This is a genomic window from Acinetobacter sp. CAU_H_56, from assembly GCF_058599425.1.
In genome coordinates this window covers 1,460,862-1,475,835 of sequence record NZ_CM178654.1, presented here as the reverse complement: position 1 = coordinate 1,475,835, position 14,974 = coordinate 1,460,862, and the positions used below count along the sequence as shown (strand labels likewise).

At 45.2% G+C, this 14,974-nt stretch carries 13 protein-coding genes; 8 read left to right on the top strand and 5 right to left on the bottom strand.

Annotation, left to right across the window (positions count from 1 at the left end; genetic code table 11):
* Nucleotides 1-43: 43 nt before the first annotated feature.
* The 7 genes from benC (at nt 44) to pcaD (ending at nt 6,768) form a co-directional block, all read left to right on the top strand.
* Nucleotides 44-1,060 (top strand): benzoate 1,2-dioxygenase electron transfer component BenC, encoded by a 1,017-nt coding sequence (gene benC / locus AC4MCC_RS07200; RefSeq protein ID WP_491880071.1) that lies wholly within the window; start codon nt 44-46, stop codon nt 1,058-1,060.
* A 21-nt stretch (nt 1,061-1,081) separates the two neighbouring features.
* Nucleotides 1,082-1,867, top strand: coding sequence for a benzoate diol dehydrogenase BenD (gene benD / locus AC4MCC_RS07195; RefSeq protein WP_491885816.1), 786 nt, complete (start codon nt 1,082-1,084; stop codon nt 1,865-1,867).
* A gap of 57 nt (nt 1,868-1,924) precedes the next feature.
* On the top strand, nt 1,925-3,139 hold the full coding sequence (gene benE / locus AC4MCC_RS07190; protein WP_491885815.1) for a benzoate/H(+) symporter BenE: 1,215 nt from the start codon (nt 1,925-1,927) through the stop codon (nt 3,137-3,139).
* A 42-nt stretch (nt 3,140-3,181) separates the two neighbouring features.
* The gene (locus AC4MCC_RS07185; RefSeq protein WP_491885814.1) at nt 3,182-3,853 is read left to right on the top strand and encodes a 3-oxoacid CoA-transferase subunit A; all 672 of its coding nucleotides are present in this window, start codon (nt 3,182-3,184) and stop codon (nt 3,851-3,853) included.
* Between the two features lie 15 nt (nt 3,854-3,868).
* On the top strand, nt 3,869-4,522 hold the full coding sequence (locus AC4MCC_RS07180) for a 3-oxoacid CoA-transferase subunit B (protein ID WP_491885813.1): 654 nt from the start codon (nt 3,869-3,871) through the stop codon (nt 4,520-4,522).
* Between the two features lie 163 nt (nt 4,523-4,685).
* Nucleotides 4,686-5,891, top strand: coding sequence for a 3-oxoadipyl-CoA thiolase (gene pcaF, locus AC4MCC_RS07175; RefSeq protein WP_419364410.1), 1,206 nt, complete (start codon nt 4,686-4,688; stop codon nt 5,889-5,891).
* Nucleotides 5,892-5,988: 97 nt separating this feature from the next.
* On the top strand, nt 5,989-6,768 hold the full coding sequence (gene pcaD / locus AC4MCC_RS07170) for a 3-oxoadipate enol-lactonase (RefSeq protein ID WP_491885812.1): 780 nt from the start codon (nt 5,989-5,991) through the stop codon (nt 6,766-6,768).
* A 58-nt stretch (nt 6,769-6,826) separates the two neighbouring features.
* On the opposite strand, the gene AC4MCC_RS07165 is transcribed toward pcaD, so the two are convergent.
* Together AC4MCC_RS07165 and AC4MCC_RS07160 are read right to left on the bottom strand one after the other, a co-directional pair.
* On the bottom strand, nt 6,827-7,714 hold the full coding sequence (locus AC4MCC_RS07165) for a DMT family transporter (RefSeq protein ID WP_419364414.1): 888 nt from the start codon (nt 7,712-7,714) through the stop codon (nt 6,827-6,829).
* Nucleotides 7,715-7,947: 233 nt separating this feature from the next.
* Entirely contained in the window at nt 7,948-8,406 is a 459-nt protein-coding gene (locus AC4MCC_RS07160) for a GNAT family N-acetyltransferase (protein WP_034704577.1), read from the bottom strand.
* Between the two features lie 458 nt (nt 8,407-8,864).
* Here AC4MCC_RS07160 and AC4MCC_RS07155 point away from each other — a divergent pair, with 458 nt between their 5' ends.
* The gene (locus tag AC4MCC_RS07155; RefSeq protein ID WP_491885811.1) at nt 8,865-9,953 is read left to right on the top strand and encodes a zinc-binding metallopeptidase family protein; all 1,089 of its coding nucleotides are present in this window, start codon (nt 8,865-8,867) and stop codon (nt 9,951-9,953) included.
* A gap of 73 nt (nt 9,954-10,026) precedes the next feature.
* On the opposite strand, the gene scpC is transcribed toward AC4MCC_RS07155, so the two are convergent.
* The 3 genes from scpC to AC4MCC_RS07140 form a co-directional block, all read right to left on the bottom strand.
* The gene (gene scpC, locus AC4MCC_RS07150) at nt 10,027-11,523 is read right to left on the bottom strand and encodes a succinyl-CoA:acetate CoA-transferase ScpC (RefSeq protein ID WP_491885810.1); all 1,497 of its coding nucleotides are present in this window, start codon (nt 11,521-11,523) and stop codon (nt 10,027-10,029) included.
* 125 nt (nt 11,524-11,648) lie between these two features.
* Nucleotides 11,649-12,824, bottom strand: a complete 1,176-nt coding sequence (locus AC4MCC_RS07145; protein WP_491885849.1) for a thiolase family protein — start codon at nt 12,822-12,824, stop codon at nt 11,649-11,651.
* Nucleotides 12,825-12,902: 78 nt separating this feature from the next.
* Complete coding sequence (locus AC4MCC_RS07140) at nt 12,903-14,684, bottom strand: acyl-CoA dehydrogenase C-terminal domain-containing protein (protein ID WP_491885809.1); 1,782 nt, start codon at nt 14,682-14,684, stop codon at nt 12,903-12,905.
* Between the last annotated feature and the right edge of the window lie 290 nt (nt 14,685-14,974).

Sequence of the window (14,974 nt, the reverse complement as noted above, 5' to 3'; positions counted from 1 at the left end):
GCTGAAAGGCTAAGTTTCAAAGATTTATATAGGATATTCAGCCATGTCAAACCACAATGTTGCACTCCAATTTGAAGATGGCGTTACACGTTTTATTAGTGTTGCCCAAGGCGAAACCCTGTCCGATGCAGCTTACCGTCAAAAGATCAATATCCCTCTAGATTGCCGTGACGGTGCATGTGGAACGTGCCGCGCTTTTTGTGAATCAGGTGCGTATGACATGCCTGAAGAAATGTACATTGAAGATGCACTGACACCAGAAGAAGCCGCAGAAGGTTTTATTCTGGCTTGCCAATGTAAACCGACTTCAGATGCCGTGTTCCAGATTCAGGCTTCGTCTGATGTTTGCAAAACCGAGATTCACGCATTTCAAGGTACGTTGGCCCGTGTAGAAAACCTGTCTGATTCCACCATTACCTTTGATATTCAACTCGATGATGGTCAACCAGATATCCATTTTCTGGCCGGACAATATGTCAATGTCGGCATTCCTGGCACCACTGAAACCCGTTCTTACTCATTCAGTTCCAAGCCGGGCAACCGTTTAACCGGCTTCGTGGTGCGCAATGTGCCGAACGGCAAAATGTCGAGTTTCCTCAGCGCTGATGCAAAAGCGGGTGACAAAATGACCTTTACCGGTCCATTCGGCAGCTTCTATCTGCGTAATGTGACCCGTCCGGTATTGATGCTGGCAGGTGGTACAGGCATCGCGCCATTCATGTCGATGTTACAGGTACTGGAAGAAAAAGGTTCTGAATATCCAGTACGTCTGGTATTTGGTGTGACCAATGACTTTGACCTGGTCGCAATTGAAAAGCTGAATGAACTACAGGATAAATTCCCATGGTTCGAATATCGTACAGTGGTCGCAAATCCAGAATCTGCACATGAGCGTAAAGGCTATGTAACCGGTCATATCGAAAACGAATGGCTGAACGCTGGAGATGTCGATATCTACCTATGTGGTCCAGTGCCAATGGTTGAAGCGGTTCGCGGCTGGCTGGATGCTGAAGGTGTCAAACCTGCCAGCTTCTTGTTTGAAAAATTCTCTGCCAACTAAGTTTAGAAGCCGGAGAATCTCATGAACCGTAACCCAAGATTTGAAGATAAAGTCGTAATCGTGACTGGTGCTGCGCAAGGCATCGGTCGCGGTGTAGCCATCCAGGCTGCTGCTGAAGGCGCACAAGTCGTCATGGCCGACCTTTCTCCCTATGTAGAAGAAGTGCTGGCGGAAATTGAAGCGAAAGGTGGCGATGCCATTACTGTAAAAGCCGATCTGGAAACCTATGCCGGTGCCGAAGCTGTCATGGCCAAAGCACTAGAGACCTATGGGCGTATTGATGTGCTGATCAACAATGTTGGCGGTGCGATCTGGATGAAACCTTTTGAAGAATTTTCTGAAGAAGAAATCATCAAAGAAGTGAACCGTTCATTGTTCCCAACCATGTGGTGCTGCCGTGCAGTGCTACCGCAAATGATCAAGCAGCAGCATGGCACCATTGTAAACGTATCGTCAATTGCAACCCGTGGCATTAACCGGGTGCCTTATTCGGCTTCTAAAGGTGGAGTTAACGGCTTGACTGCTGCTCTTGCCTTTGAACATGCCAAAGACGGGATTCGTGTCAACGCCGTTGCAACGGGTGGTACCGAAGCACCGCCACGTAAGGTTCCACGTAATGCCAATCCATTAACGGAAACTGAAAAAGTATGGATGCAGCAAGTGGTGGATCAAACTATTGACCGTACTTTCCTGGGACGTTACGGCACGATTCAGGAACAAGTGAATGCCATTTTATTCCTGGCTTCGGATGAATCGTCCTATATGACCGGTACGGTAGTACCTGTCGGTGGTGGCGATCTGGGTTAATCCAGATCCACAACAGATCAACAGGATCATTGCTAGACGCAAGGAGGCATATTGCCAATGAGTCACCTGTTTCAAACCTTAAAAAATGACTGGTCGATTTCAGCCACGGTGGCAGGATTTTTAGCAGTACTGATTTCTTATGCCGGTCCCCTGATTATTTTTTTCCAGGCGGCCCAGCAGGCACAAGTGTCTGCAGCCATGATAATTTCCTGGATCTGGGGGATTTCCATAGGTGCTGCTGTTTCCAGTATTTATTTATCCATCAGGTTCAAAGTGCCGATTGTGATGGCTTGGTCAGCTCCTGGTACAGCGCTTTTAGTGACCTTATTTCCCGATATTTCACTGAATGAAGCGATTGCAGCCTATATCACTACGGCTGTGGTGCTGTTTGTAATTGGCATTAGTGGCTATTTCGATAAATTGCTGGCGCTGATTCCACAAGCGGTTGCCGCAGGAATGATGGCCGGCATTCTGGTGAATTTCGGTTTGGGCCTGTTTAGTGCCACAGACAATATGCCCGTGATCGTACTTGGCATGTTGCTGGTGTTTTTAGTCGCCAAACGGCTGAATCCCCGTTATGCCATGTTATGGGTATTGGCGGCTGGTGTCTGTTTAAGCCTGATTCTCGGTCAGTTTCAGCCAGTCAGCATGGACTTCAATCTGGCCATTCCGCAACTGATTCAGCCGGAATGGACCTGGTCATCGACCTTTAACCTGGCACTCCCCCTGATTCTGGTCAGCCTGTCCGGTCAGTTTTTACCGGGGATGAGTTTATTAAAAATCAGCGGGTATCAGGTACCGGCCAAACCCATTATTACCACAGCCAGTATTACTTCTCTGGCAGTAGCCTGGGTTGGTGGTATCACCACGGTTCTGGGGTCAATTACTGCGGCGCTTTGCATAGGCAAAGATGCGCACGAATTACCAGAGAAACGTTATATCGCAGGTGTATGTAATGGCCTGTTTTACATTTTAGGTGGTCTGTTTGCAGGCAGTATCGTGATGCTGTTCAGTCTGTTCCCTAAAGAACTGATTGCAGCACTGGCTGGACTGGCGTTATTGGGTGCGATTTCGACCAACCTGACAGTTGCCATGCAAACCGAACAGCAGCGCGAAGCCGCCCTAATTACATTTTTAGCGACTGCCTCAGGCATGAGTGTACTCGGCCTGAGCTCAGTTTTCTGGGGCATCTGTATTGGCTTACTGGCTCATTTTCTCCTGACAAAGAAGAGGCCTGCCACCCTCACTGCCGTTGCTTCAGATTCAAAATAAGTGATAGCCCTTCATCAGATTAGGACATGCAAGGACAAGATTATGATAGATAAAAGTTCATTATCGCTGAAAGCAGCACTTTCCCAGATCAAGGATGGTTCGACCATCATGATCGGCGGCTTCGGTACCGCAGGTCAGCCTGCTGAACTGATTGATGGCCTGATTGAGCTGGGTGTGAAAGATCTGGTGATCGTCAATAACAATGCCGGTAACGGTGACTATGGTTTGGCAAAGCTCCTTAAAGCTGGTGCTGTGCGTAAGATCATCTGTTCTTTTCCACGCCAGTCAGACTCTTATATTTTTGACGAACTGTACCGTGCAGGAAAAATTGAACTAGAACTGGTACCGCAAGGTAATTTAGCTTGTCGTATTCAGGCTGCAGGTATGGGCCTAGGGCCAATCTACACGCCAACCGGTTTTGGAACCTTGCTGGCGGAAGGCAAGCCAACCCTGAATTATGAAGGCAAAGATTACGTTTTAGAAAATCCAATTAAAGCAGACTTTGCCCTGATCAAGGCGCATAAAGGCGATCGCTGGGGCAATCTGGTTTACCGTAAATCGGCGCGTAACTTCGGTCCAATCATGGCGATGGCGGCAGATGTGACTATTGCCCAGGTCGCTGCAGTCGTTGAACTCGGTGAGCTGGATCCGGAGCATATTATTACCCCAGGCATCTTTGTCCAACACGTTGTCCAAGTACAACCGGCACAGTAATTCAGGAGCAAAATCATGAGCTATATCAAACTGACCCGTGACCAGATTGCTGAACGTGTTGCCCAGGACATTCCTGATGGCGCCTATGTCAACCTTGGTATCGGCCTGCCGACCAAGATTGCCAGCCATCTTCCTGCAGACAAGGATGTTTTCCTACATTCTGAAAATGGCTTGCTGGCTTTCGGTCCGCCACCTGCCAAAGGCGAAGAAGACCCTGAGCTGATTAATGCCGGTAAAGAATTTGTGACCATGCTGACTGGCGGTGCTTTCTTCCACCATGGCGATTCTTTCGCCATGATGCGTGGCGGTCACCTGGACATTGCGGTACTGGGCGCTTTTCAGGTCGCTGAAAATGGTGATCTAGCCAACTGGCATACCGGTGCACCAGATGCAATTCCCGCAGTCGGTGGTGCGATGGATCTGGCCGTCGGTGCCAAGAAAGTCTTTATCACAACAGATCACGTCACTAAAAAAGGTGAACCGAAGATCGTGGCTGAACTGACTTATCCTGCCACTGGCCTGAAATGTGTAGACCGTATTTATACCGACCTGTGTGTAATTGATGTCACGGCTGAAGGCATGAAAGTCATTGAAAAAGTTCAAGGTCTATCATTTGAAGAATTGCAGTCGATGACGGGTGCCAAACTGATTGATGCAACACAAGGTTAAGTAATAAAGGAAAATTAAATCCCCTTAAATCCCCTGAACGAGACTTAAGCACTGCTTTAAGTCGATGTGCAAGAAAGGGGGACTTTCGAAAATATATGACGGAAGCTCTCCTCCCTTTATCAAAGGGAGGTCGGGAGGGATTAGAGAACTGGAAATAGAAACAATGAAAAACGCATACATCATCGATGCCATCCGTACCCCATTCGGTCGCTATGCGGGTGGGCTGGCACCTGTCCGTGCTGATGATCTTGGCGCGATCCCGATTAAAGCGCTGATGGAACGTAACCCAAGTATCAACTGGGAAAAAGTGGATGACATCATCTATGGCTGTGCCAACCAGGCCGGTGAAGATAACCGCAACGTGGGTCGTATGTCCGCTTTGCTCGCAGGAGTGCCTTATCAGGTACCGGCAACTACGATTAACCGTCTTTGCGGTTCATCACTCGATGCGGTAGCCATTGCGGCTCGTGCCATTAAAGCCGGTGAAGCCGATCTGATTATGGCTGGTGGTGTGGAATCCATGTCACGTGCACCGCTGGTGATGGGTAAGTCTGAAACCGCTTATGGCCGTACTCAAAAGCTTGAAGATACTACCATGGGCTGGCGTTTTATCAACCCGAAACTGAAGGAACTGTATGGCGTGGAAACCATGCCGGAAACTGCGGAAAATGTGGCAGCACAGTTCAATATCAACCGTGAAGATCAAGACAAGTTTGCCCTGACCAGCCAGCAACGTACTGCAGCGGCGCAGGCCAAAGGTTTCTTTAAAAATGAAATCATTCCGGTAGTGATTCCTCAGCGTAAAGGCGAACCTGTGGTTGTTGATACAGATGAACATCCACGTGCTTCTACGACACTAGAAGGTTTAACTAAGCTAAAACCAGTTGTAAAAGCGGATGGTACGGTGACTGCCGGCAATGCTTCTGGCATTAACGATGGTGCAGCGGCACTCCTGATTGCCTCTGATGAAGCTGTTGCTGAATATGGCCTAGAAGTGCGTGCCAAAATTATTGGCTCAACGGTTGTCGGTGTTGAACCACGCATTATGGGCTTTGGTCCGGCACCAGCGATTAAAAAGCTACTGGCCCAGACCGGTTTGACACTAGATCAGATGGATGTCATTGAACTGAATGAAGCCTTTGCTGCACAGGCCTTAGCCGTGACCCGTGACCTTGGCCTTCCAGATGATGCTGCCCATGTAAACCCGAATGGCGGTGCCATTGCCATTGGCCATCCACTCGGTGCTTCCGGTGCCCGTCTGGTGACAACCGCACTGAACCAGCTGGAACAGACTGGCGGGAAATATGCTCTCTGCTCTATGTGCATTGGCGTAGGTCAAGGTATCGCGCTGATTATTGAACGTGTTTAAAAAACCCCTCCTAACCTCCCTTTCTTGCACAAGGCTTAAGCAGTGCTTATGCCTTGTTCAGGGAGGAATTTTTAGAAGGAAATAAAAGGAATAACAAATGCCAACATTTACATCAAATGATGCCCAGATTAATTACCAGACCTTTGGTGACGCTACAAAACCTGCCATCGTATTTTCCAATTCACTGGGCACCAAATACAGCATGTGGCAGCCACAGATTGAACATTTCCAGCAGGATCATTACGTAATCTGCTATGACACCCGTGGTCATGGTGCATCATCTGTACCACAAGGCCCGTATAGCTTGGAGCAGCTGGGTCAGGATGTCGTGAATCTACTGGATCATTTGGATATTGCAAAAGCAGCATTCTGTGGTATTTCTATGGGTGGCTTAACCGGTCAATGGTTGGCGATTCATAAGCCAGAACGTTTTAGCCAGGTGATAGTCTGTAACACCGCAGCCAAAATTGGCCAGGAACAGGCATGGCAAGACCGTGCTGTGCTTGTCCGTGAGCAAGGTCTTGCTCCGATTGCAGCAACTGCGGCATCACGCTGGTTTACCGATCCCTTTATCCAGAGCAACCCGGCAGTCGTTGCAGAACTTTCAAACGACCTCGGAGCTGGCAGCCCAGAAGGCTATGCAAACTGCTGTGAAGCTCTGGCTAAGGCGGATGTCCGCGAACAACTTAGTAGCATTCAAATCCCTGTGCTGATTATTGCGGGTCAGCAGGATCCTGTGACGACTGTTGCAGATGGCCAGTTTATGCAGCAACGTATTGCGAACAGCCAGCTATATGGAATAGATGCCTCGCATATTTCCAATATTGAACAGCCGGAAGCCTTTAATCAGGCCGTACAAACTTTTCTTGCTGCTTAAATTTATTCTTATAAAAAAGCCACGATATATCGTGGCTTTTCTTTTATTCGTGTATTCGTTAAGCCCAGATCACCAGCATCGCTGCAATCACCACCAGCCCCAAGCCCCAATGCTCGGCACGCGCCAGTTTTTCTTTAAAGAAATAAACTGAAATCAGCAGACTGAACAGGATTTCGATTTGTCCCAAGGTTTTCACGATTGGCACGCTCATCATACTCATGGCGGTAAACCAGCCGAGGGATGCTATAAAGCTGCAGAAGCTGACTTTAAAGGTTAGACCTAAACGTTGCCACATGGCAACTAAGGTTTTTCGACTAAACAGGCTCAGGTAAATCAGCATACTGATGCACTGGAAACCAATCACCGAAATTAGTACCCATGAAGCGCGATGTACGGTTGGCAACATTGGTAGTTCCAGACTGGCTTCACGTACCAAGAGTGAAGTAATAGCAAAGCTCAAACCGCTGCCGATTCCGATGGCTAAAGTCTTGGTGGATAGGCCGGTGAGCTGATTGCCCTTACTCAGTAGGAATACCGCATAACCACCGATCAGCACCCCAATCCAGGCGAGTACAGACAGATGATCTGATAGGAAAATCACCCCGATAATGGCAGCCAGAATCGCTTCACTTTTTGCCAGTCCAACACCAATCGCATAATTTTTCTGTTTAAACAGCTGCACCATCAAAGCAGTCGCCAGAATTTGGCTGATACCGGCAATCAGGATATAGATCCAATACTTCGGGGTAAAATGCACCACATTTTCTACCGGTTTGAAGTGGTATAAAGTCGCGATATAAAGTCCAGCTAGAGGTAATCCAAACAGGAAACGCGCCAGTGTCACGCCCCAGATATCAACAGTGGTGCTGAGCTGTTTTTGAAAGGCATTTCGCCAGGCCTGCATAAATGCAGCCATTAAAGTGAAGAAAATCCAGCTGATTGCCATACCCTGATCATTAATACCGTAAAAGTGAATTAATTCTATGCCTTAGTACAATCTATGACTAATTAAAAATGAGATAATGGCTAATAGCTAAAAGTTTAATTTTCTAATTTAAAAATAATTAAAATTTATCAAATTGACAGGGATAAAATTGATTTCTCAGATTCCAACTATGCTAATAAATAAGAAAATAACTCCTGATCTTTGATTAACTTATAATAAACGGCTCTTCTATTTTAAGAGACCGAAGATGTTTCATCAGAATAAACTTTTTCCATTGGAATAAAGCGAATGCCATGTTCATGAGTAAGTTCACCTGTTTCTACAAAACCAAATTTTTTATAAATATTGAAGCCATATAAACTGGATTTGACTGTAATCTTTTGATGCCCTTGATTACGAATTTTTTCTTCTAAAAAATTCCACATTTGTCGTCCATATCCCTGCCCCTGATACGCTGGATCTAGAAAGAAGTGCATGAAGTGTGCAGGTTCCATATAGGCCACCACGCCCACAATTTTTTGATTAATTTCTCCAACAAAATAATGAATATCAGCTCGGTCAAAAATGGTCTGAAGAATTTCAGGTTGAAAACGCTTGTGTCCCTCTTCACTAGAAATCAAGACATCAACAAAGGAGGCAATGACGTTCGCAATGGCAAGTGTATCCCGAACAGTGGCTTTTCTTATCTTCATCATATTTTAATACCCAAAAAGCAGAACTAGAAAATGAAAAATAATTTATTTTTCAGCATGATATATGTTTTAAAATTGAGCAAAATATATACCAATTAGGTCTTTTGAAAAACGCTATTCAATCAATTTTATTTTAATAATTTTTGATCTCTGATTTTTTTTATTATTTGCGTTATTCAGATTTTTTAAATTAGTGCTCTCTTTTTTATTTAAGAAAAAATACATAAGTTAGTTCATCGGTTTTTTTATTTCTTTCAGCTTTTCTTCTATAAACAGTCACTAAACTATAATTTAATGAATAATCGATCACACGCATTTTACAATTAATCAACATAGTGTTTTTTAAGAAATTTTTAAGATGAATTTTTAAACAGGATAAAATTCCGCAATGCAATCTGAATATAAATTACAGAGGTTCAGCAAATCATTGTAATTCATTAATTTTGCAGGGAGTATCGATGAAGTATTTTGAATGTCCAGTTTGCGAACAGCAGATCTTTTTCGCCAAATTCGTATGTGATCACTGCCTTTCCCCTATCGGCTATATCGCATCTGAAAAAGAAATGACGACATTTAAAAAGCTGAATGCTCAGGAGTGGGTTCCGGTTGCCGAAAAGTATCAACATTCCCGTTATAAACCTTGTTATAACTATACCCATCATCAGGTATGTAACTGGATGATCCCTGCAGATGATGAGGAAGATTTTTGCGAATCCTGCCAGCTGACGCATGTAATTCCAAATCTGGAAAATGCCGAAAACATGATTTACTGGTATCGGCTGGAGGAAGCCAAACGCCGTTTTCTATATCTGACCCAACGTATGAACATTATGCCTCGTCCAAAACATTCGGATGATGATCCATTGGGTTTGCGATTTGATTTTCTTCTTCCTGAAAAAGACAAGCCGGTACTTACCGGTCATGCTAACGGGGTAATTACCTTAAATGCCTTCGAGGCCGATGTGGTTTATCGTGAAACCACCCGGGTCAATATGGGTGAAAATTACAGGACATTATTAGGGCATTTTCGTCATGAAAGTGGGCATTTTTATTTTAATGTCATCCAGCACCTACACCCGGAATTACTGGATGAACTTCGCCATTATTTTGGGGATGAGCGGCAAAATTATAGTGAAGCACTAGAACGGCATTATAATCAAGGTGCGCCTATTAACTGGCATGAAAAATATATTAGTCCCTATGCCACCGCCCACCCGTGGGAAGACTGGGCTGAAACCTGGTCGCACTATCTGCATATCATGGAAACACTAGAAACAGCATTTTATGCTGGCTTACGCGTAGAAGGTAATGGCCGAAACCTGGCCAGTATGGACTTTAAAGAATGCCCGATTGGTGGACAGGATTTTGAACATATCCTGGAAAACTGGGTCACGCTGACCTTTAACTTGAATGCCTTAAATCGCAGTATGGGTCTGGAAGATGCTTACCCGTTTAAGCTGGCTGAAGCTGTGAAAGATAAACTGCGTTTCATTCATCGGCATATCTTGGATAAAGTCTTTAATAACCCACGTCTGATTCAGAACTAAAATATTTATCTAGTACAATAAATAAAGCCCGTGATTCACAGGCTTTATTTTGGGCTTATTTTAAGAAAGAGAACTAAGCAATTTTCATTGAACCGGTTTCTTCAAATTGTGCATGCCAAGACAAGGCCTCGTTCAATAGATGTGGTGTCTGTCCACCACACGCACAGGCACGCTCAAAATAATCATTCAGGCTTTTGCGATAATCTTGATGGGCACAAATATCAATAATCTTGCGGGCACGTTCACGTGGTGCCAATCCACGCAGATCAGCTAAGCCCTGTTCAGTCACTAGAACATCAACGTCGTGGTTGGTATGGTCGGTATGACTTACCAGTGGAACTACTGAAGAAATTGCACCATCTTTGGCATAGGACTTAGTTACAAAGATAGCAATATGTGCATGACGGGTAAAATCACCTGAGCCGCCAATACCATTCATCATCTTGGTGCCAGCGACATGGGTTGAATTCACATTCCCGTAAATATCAAACTCCAGTGCGGTATTGATTGCAATTATACCCAGACGGCGAATCAGCTCAGGGTTGTTGGAAAGTTCTTGCGGGCGTAAGACAATTTTATCTTTGTACTGATCAAAATTCTTCATCACCCGTGCCGCACATTCATCGCTCAGGGTCATGGAACAACCAGAAGCAAAGGTCATTTTTCCTGAATCGATAAGCTGGAAAGTACAGTCTTGCAGGACTTCAGAATACATTTCAAGATTATTGAAATTAGAATGTTCAAAACCTGCAAATACGGCATTTGCCACGGAACCTACTCCGGACTGCAGCGGCCCCAGATTTTCAGGTAATCGTCCTGCGGCGACTTCATTTTCAAAGAATTGAATTAAGTGGCTGGCAATCGCCAGTGTTTCTTCATCCGGCTCATCCATTGCGAAAGAAGTATCCGGAATCTCATTAATGACAATCGCAGCAATTTTTTCAGGTGCAACATGGATTCCGATTGTACCTATCTTGTCACTGACTTGCGTCAAAGGAATCGGACCACGGTTTGGACGGGTTTTAGGCAAATAAATATCATGTACGCCTTCTAGCACCGGATTAACTGTTGTATCAATTTCAACAATGACCCGATCTGCCATTTCGATGAAATTCGCCGAGTTTCCACAAGAACCGGTCGGAATAATCTGGCCATCTTCAGTAATGGCCGTTGCGGCAATTATAGCTACATTAATCGCCGGCAGGTTTTTATGACGGATATTGTCTGCCAGTTCAGAAAGATGCTGATCGATATACATCACTTCACCATTATTGATGGCCTGACGTAAAGAAGGATCAGCCTGATAAGGATAACGGCGGGTTATAACGTTAGCTTCATTCAGTTTTCCATCAATCCGGTTCCCCAAACTTGCACCTGTCGCCAGTGTGATATGGATCGGATGCTGCCGGGCATATTCAGCCAATGCCAAAGGCACAGTTTTCGCTTCACCGGCGCCGCCAAACCCGCTCAAACCAATTACATCACCGTCTTGAATCAATTGTAGTGCTTTTTCTACAGGTACTACTTTATCTTGTAATGCGAGCAAACGAATACGCTCTAAACCGTTCATAAAAATTCTCAAAAATTAAAAATAAAGAGACGCCTGCTCCTGGCGTACCAGAAGCATTGTGGTCTAATTCAAAAAATATTTAAGTTTGCTACTTTGAGCATATGATCATGCAATTATGAAAAGACTTAAATCAGTTCTACTGCAATCGCTGTTGCTTCCCCACCGCCAATACATAGTGCTGCAATGCCTTTCTTGCCACCAGTACGCTTTAAGGCATGAATCAAGCTCACAATAATTCGGGAACCGGAAGAACCTAGGGGATGACCAAGCGCACAGGCACCGCCATTGACGTTCACTTTTGCTGGATCAAGTTCAAAGGCATCTATTGCTAACATGGTCACCATGGCAAAAGCTTCATTGATTTCCCAAAGGTCAACCTCCTGAGCATCCCAACCCGTTTTTTTCAGGACTTTTTCAATCGCGCCCACTGGTGCAATCGTGAACTCTGATGGATGTTGTGAATGGCTGGCATAAGCCAGAATATTCGCTAGAGGTTTCAGGTTACGCTGTGCTGCAATCTCGCTCGATGTTACAACCAGTGCGGAAGCACCATCGGAAATTGAACTGGCATTTGCCGCAGTAATCGTACCATCTTTTTTGAATGCCGGACGTAAAGATGGGATTTTGTCTGCTTTGGCATTCAGTGGCTGTTCATCCTGCTCAACCACCACATCGCCTTTACGCGTGCTGACCGTAACTGGCACGATTTCATCTTTGAAGAAGCCCTGCTGAACAGCAGTCACGGCTTTATTTAAAGAGCCAATCGCATAATCATCCTGTTGTTCACGAGTATAGCCTTTCTTGTCCGCCATTTCTTGTGCCAGGATGCCCATAGATAGACCAGTTTCAGCATCTTCCAGGCCTTCCTGGAACATATGATCCGTTACTTTGCCGTGGCCCATACGGAAACCGGCACGAGCTTTATCCATTAAGTACGGTGCGTTCGACATGGATTCCATACCGCCCGCCACTACGATTTCTGCCGAACCCGCCTTGATCGCATCCGCAGCTTGCATCACGGCTTTCATACCTGAACCACAAATTTTATTGATCGTGGTCGCGCCGGTTGAATCTGGCAGGCCTGCCTGACGCATAGCCTGACGTGCCGGCCCCTGTTTTAAGCCAGCTGGCAGTACGCAACCCATGATCACTTCATCAATATCATTGGCTGCCAGACCTGCACGCGCTACCGCTTCCTTGATCACTACAGCACCCAAATCTGGTGCCGTACAGCTTGAAAGTGAGCCTTGAAAACCACCCATCGCGGTACGTACAGCTTCTACAATTACAATCATTCTAATTTCATCCTTTAACATCATTGTTATCAACACTGCAAAGTGATAGCTCTACAGTGTTTGTCCTTCGCAATATTTGCGGGTTTAGGCTTGTGCAGTGAAATATTCTTCTGGCAATTGCATCACCAGCTCTGCACCTGCCTGAATGCGTTGAATTCTCGCACTCAAATCCGGGAGTACTTTAGCAATATAGTAATTTGCCAGTACCAGTTTATTCTGGAAATAGCTCTCTTCTTTGGTAGCCGCCGCTTTGCTGATACGTGCATACATATAGACGAAGCTCAGCAGACCTACAGCGTGTAGATAATCAACAGCAATGGAGTTGGCGAAATCAGGATTCTGCTGAGACTGCTCAACAATAAAATTGGTAATATCTTCCAGTTGCTGACAGGTATCTAAGGTTGCCTTTTTAATCATTAAGGCATCATCCAGACCTTGGGCAAATTCACGGATTTCTGCAATATACTCTGCAATATATGCACCTTTACATTTCGTAGTTTTACGGCCAATCAGGTCAATTGCCTGCACCCCATTGGTCCCTTCATAGATCTGTGAAATGCGCAGGTCACGGATACATTGTTCCATGCCCCATTCACGGATATAGCCATGACCACCGAAGCACATTTGTGCTTCAAGTGCAGCATCCAGTGCTTTATCGGTGAGATAAGCTTTGGCAATAGGCGTTAATAAAGCCACACGATCAGTTGCTTTACGTACCGCCTCAGGGTCGGTGGAGTATTTGGTAATATCCAGCTGCTGGCCGACATAGACTGCGAAAGCACGAGAAGCTTCATTATTGGCACGCACATTCAGCAACATACGGCGTACATCACCATGTACCAGAATCGAATCGGCTGGTTTTTCTGGTGATTTAGCACCGGTTGATGCACGGCCCTGTAAACGGTCGGTCGCATATTGTGCGGCATTCTGATAAGCAAATTCTGCCGCGCCAATGCCTTGAATTCCCATCGACAAACGTTCATAGTTCATCATCACGAACATGCCCGCCAGACCTTCATTTTCATTGCCCACCATATAGCCTTTGGCACCATCAAAGTTCATGACACAGGTTGCCGAGCCTTTAATACCCATCTTATGTTCGATCGAACCGGCAGCGACTGCATTGCGCTCACCAAGTGAACCGTCTGCATTAACCAGGAATTTCGGGACAATAAATAGAGAAATACCACGTGAACCTGCTGGCGCGTTCGGTGTTTTGGCCAGTACCAGGTGAATGATATTTTCACTCAGATCATGCTCACCGCTGGTAATGAAGATTTTGGTCCCGGTAATGTTGTATGAACCGTCTTGATTCGGTTCAGCCTTGGTTTTGATAATGCCCAGATCTGTCCCTGAATGTGGCTCAGTCAGACACATCGTACCTGACCATTCACCCGTATAGAATTTTGGCAAATAGGTTTCTTTCTGTTCCTGCGAAGCGCGGTCATTAATCGCCATGCCAGCACCGACAGTTAACAGCGGGTAAAGCATGAAAGATGGATTGGTACTCCAAATCATTTCATCAGCCAGTACGGTCAGCATTTTTGGCATGCCCTGACCGCCCCATTCTTCAGGCGCACCCAACCCCACCCAGCCGCCTTCAGCAAACTGTTTGAAAGCTTCTTTAAAACCTGCAGGTGTTTTGACTTCACCATTACTAAACTGAGCACCACCTTCTTCATCTGCAGGGCGGTTTAGATCAAGAATCACATTCTTGGAAAACTTGGCCATCTCCTCCAGAATTGCATTTGCAGTTGCCATATCTAAATGTGCAAGATTTTCATTATCTTGCCAAAATTGTTCGGCCTGAAACACATCATTTAAAATAAATTCCATGTCTTTTAGCGGCGCATTATAAATAGGCATTTTCATATTCCTTCACTGGTGATACTCAATTCTGTTACTGAGTATTTTTTCATTATGGATTCGAGAAAATATTTTGAGGATTTTTGCTCGAATCCATGCATGTCATTCAAAAATCATCATATCGAATTAATCTGGCGATGAATTCATTGACATAAATTAGCGATATAAAATTTAAAATCAAAAACCTTATACCTCTGGTATTTACTGAATCATTAAAACTTAAATCCATTGATGAATGAAAAATTTAAGCTGCTAAAATGACTCTGGCTTCACTTCGCTAAACCTTGTCT

Coding starts and splice junctions, on each gene's coding strand:
- benC (WP_491880071.1), top strand. CDS start 44: ATGTCAAACCACAATGTTGCACTCCAATTTGAAGATGGCGTTACACGT.
- benD (WP_491885816.1), top strand. CDS start 1,082: ATGAACCGTAACCCAAGATTTGAAGATAAAGTCGTAATCGTGACTGGT.
- benE (WP_491885815.1), top strand. CDS start 1,925: ATGAGTCACCTGTTTCAAACCTTAAAAAATGACTGGTCGATTTCAGCC.
- AC4MCC_RS07185 (WP_491885814.1), top strand. CDS start 3,182: ATGATAGATAAAAGTTCATTATCGCTGAAAGCAGCACTTTCCCAGATC.
- AC4MCC_RS07180 (WP_491885813.1), top strand. CDS start 3,869: ATGAGCTATATCAAACTGACCCGTGACCAGATTGCTGAACGTGTTGCC.
- pcaF (WP_419364410.1), top strand. CDS start 4,686: ATGAAAAACGCATACATCATCGATGCCATCCGTACCCCATTCGGTCGC.
- pcaD (WP_491885812.1), top strand. CDS start 5,989: ATGCCAACATTTACATCAAATGATGCCCAGATTAATTACCAGACCTTT.
- AC4MCC_RS07165 (WP_419364414.1), bottom strand. CDS start 7,714: ATGGCAATCAGCTGGATTTTCTTCACTTTAATGGCTGCATTTATGCAG.
- AC4MCC_RS07160 (WP_034704577.1), bottom strand. CDS start 8,406: ATGAAGATAAGAAAAGCCACTGTTCGGGATACACTTGCCATTGCGAAC.
- AC4MCC_RS07155 (WP_491885811.1), top strand. CDS start 8,865: ATGAAGTATTTTGAATGTCCAGTTTGCGAACAGCAGATCTTTTTCGCC.
- scpC (WP_491885810.1), bottom strand. CDS start 11,523: ATGAACGGTTTAGAGCGTATTCGTTTGCTCGCATTACAAGATAAAGTA.
- AC4MCC_RS07140 (WP_491885809.1), bottom strand. CDS start 14,684: ATGCCTATTTATAATGCGCCGCTAAAAGACATGGAATTTATTTTAAAT.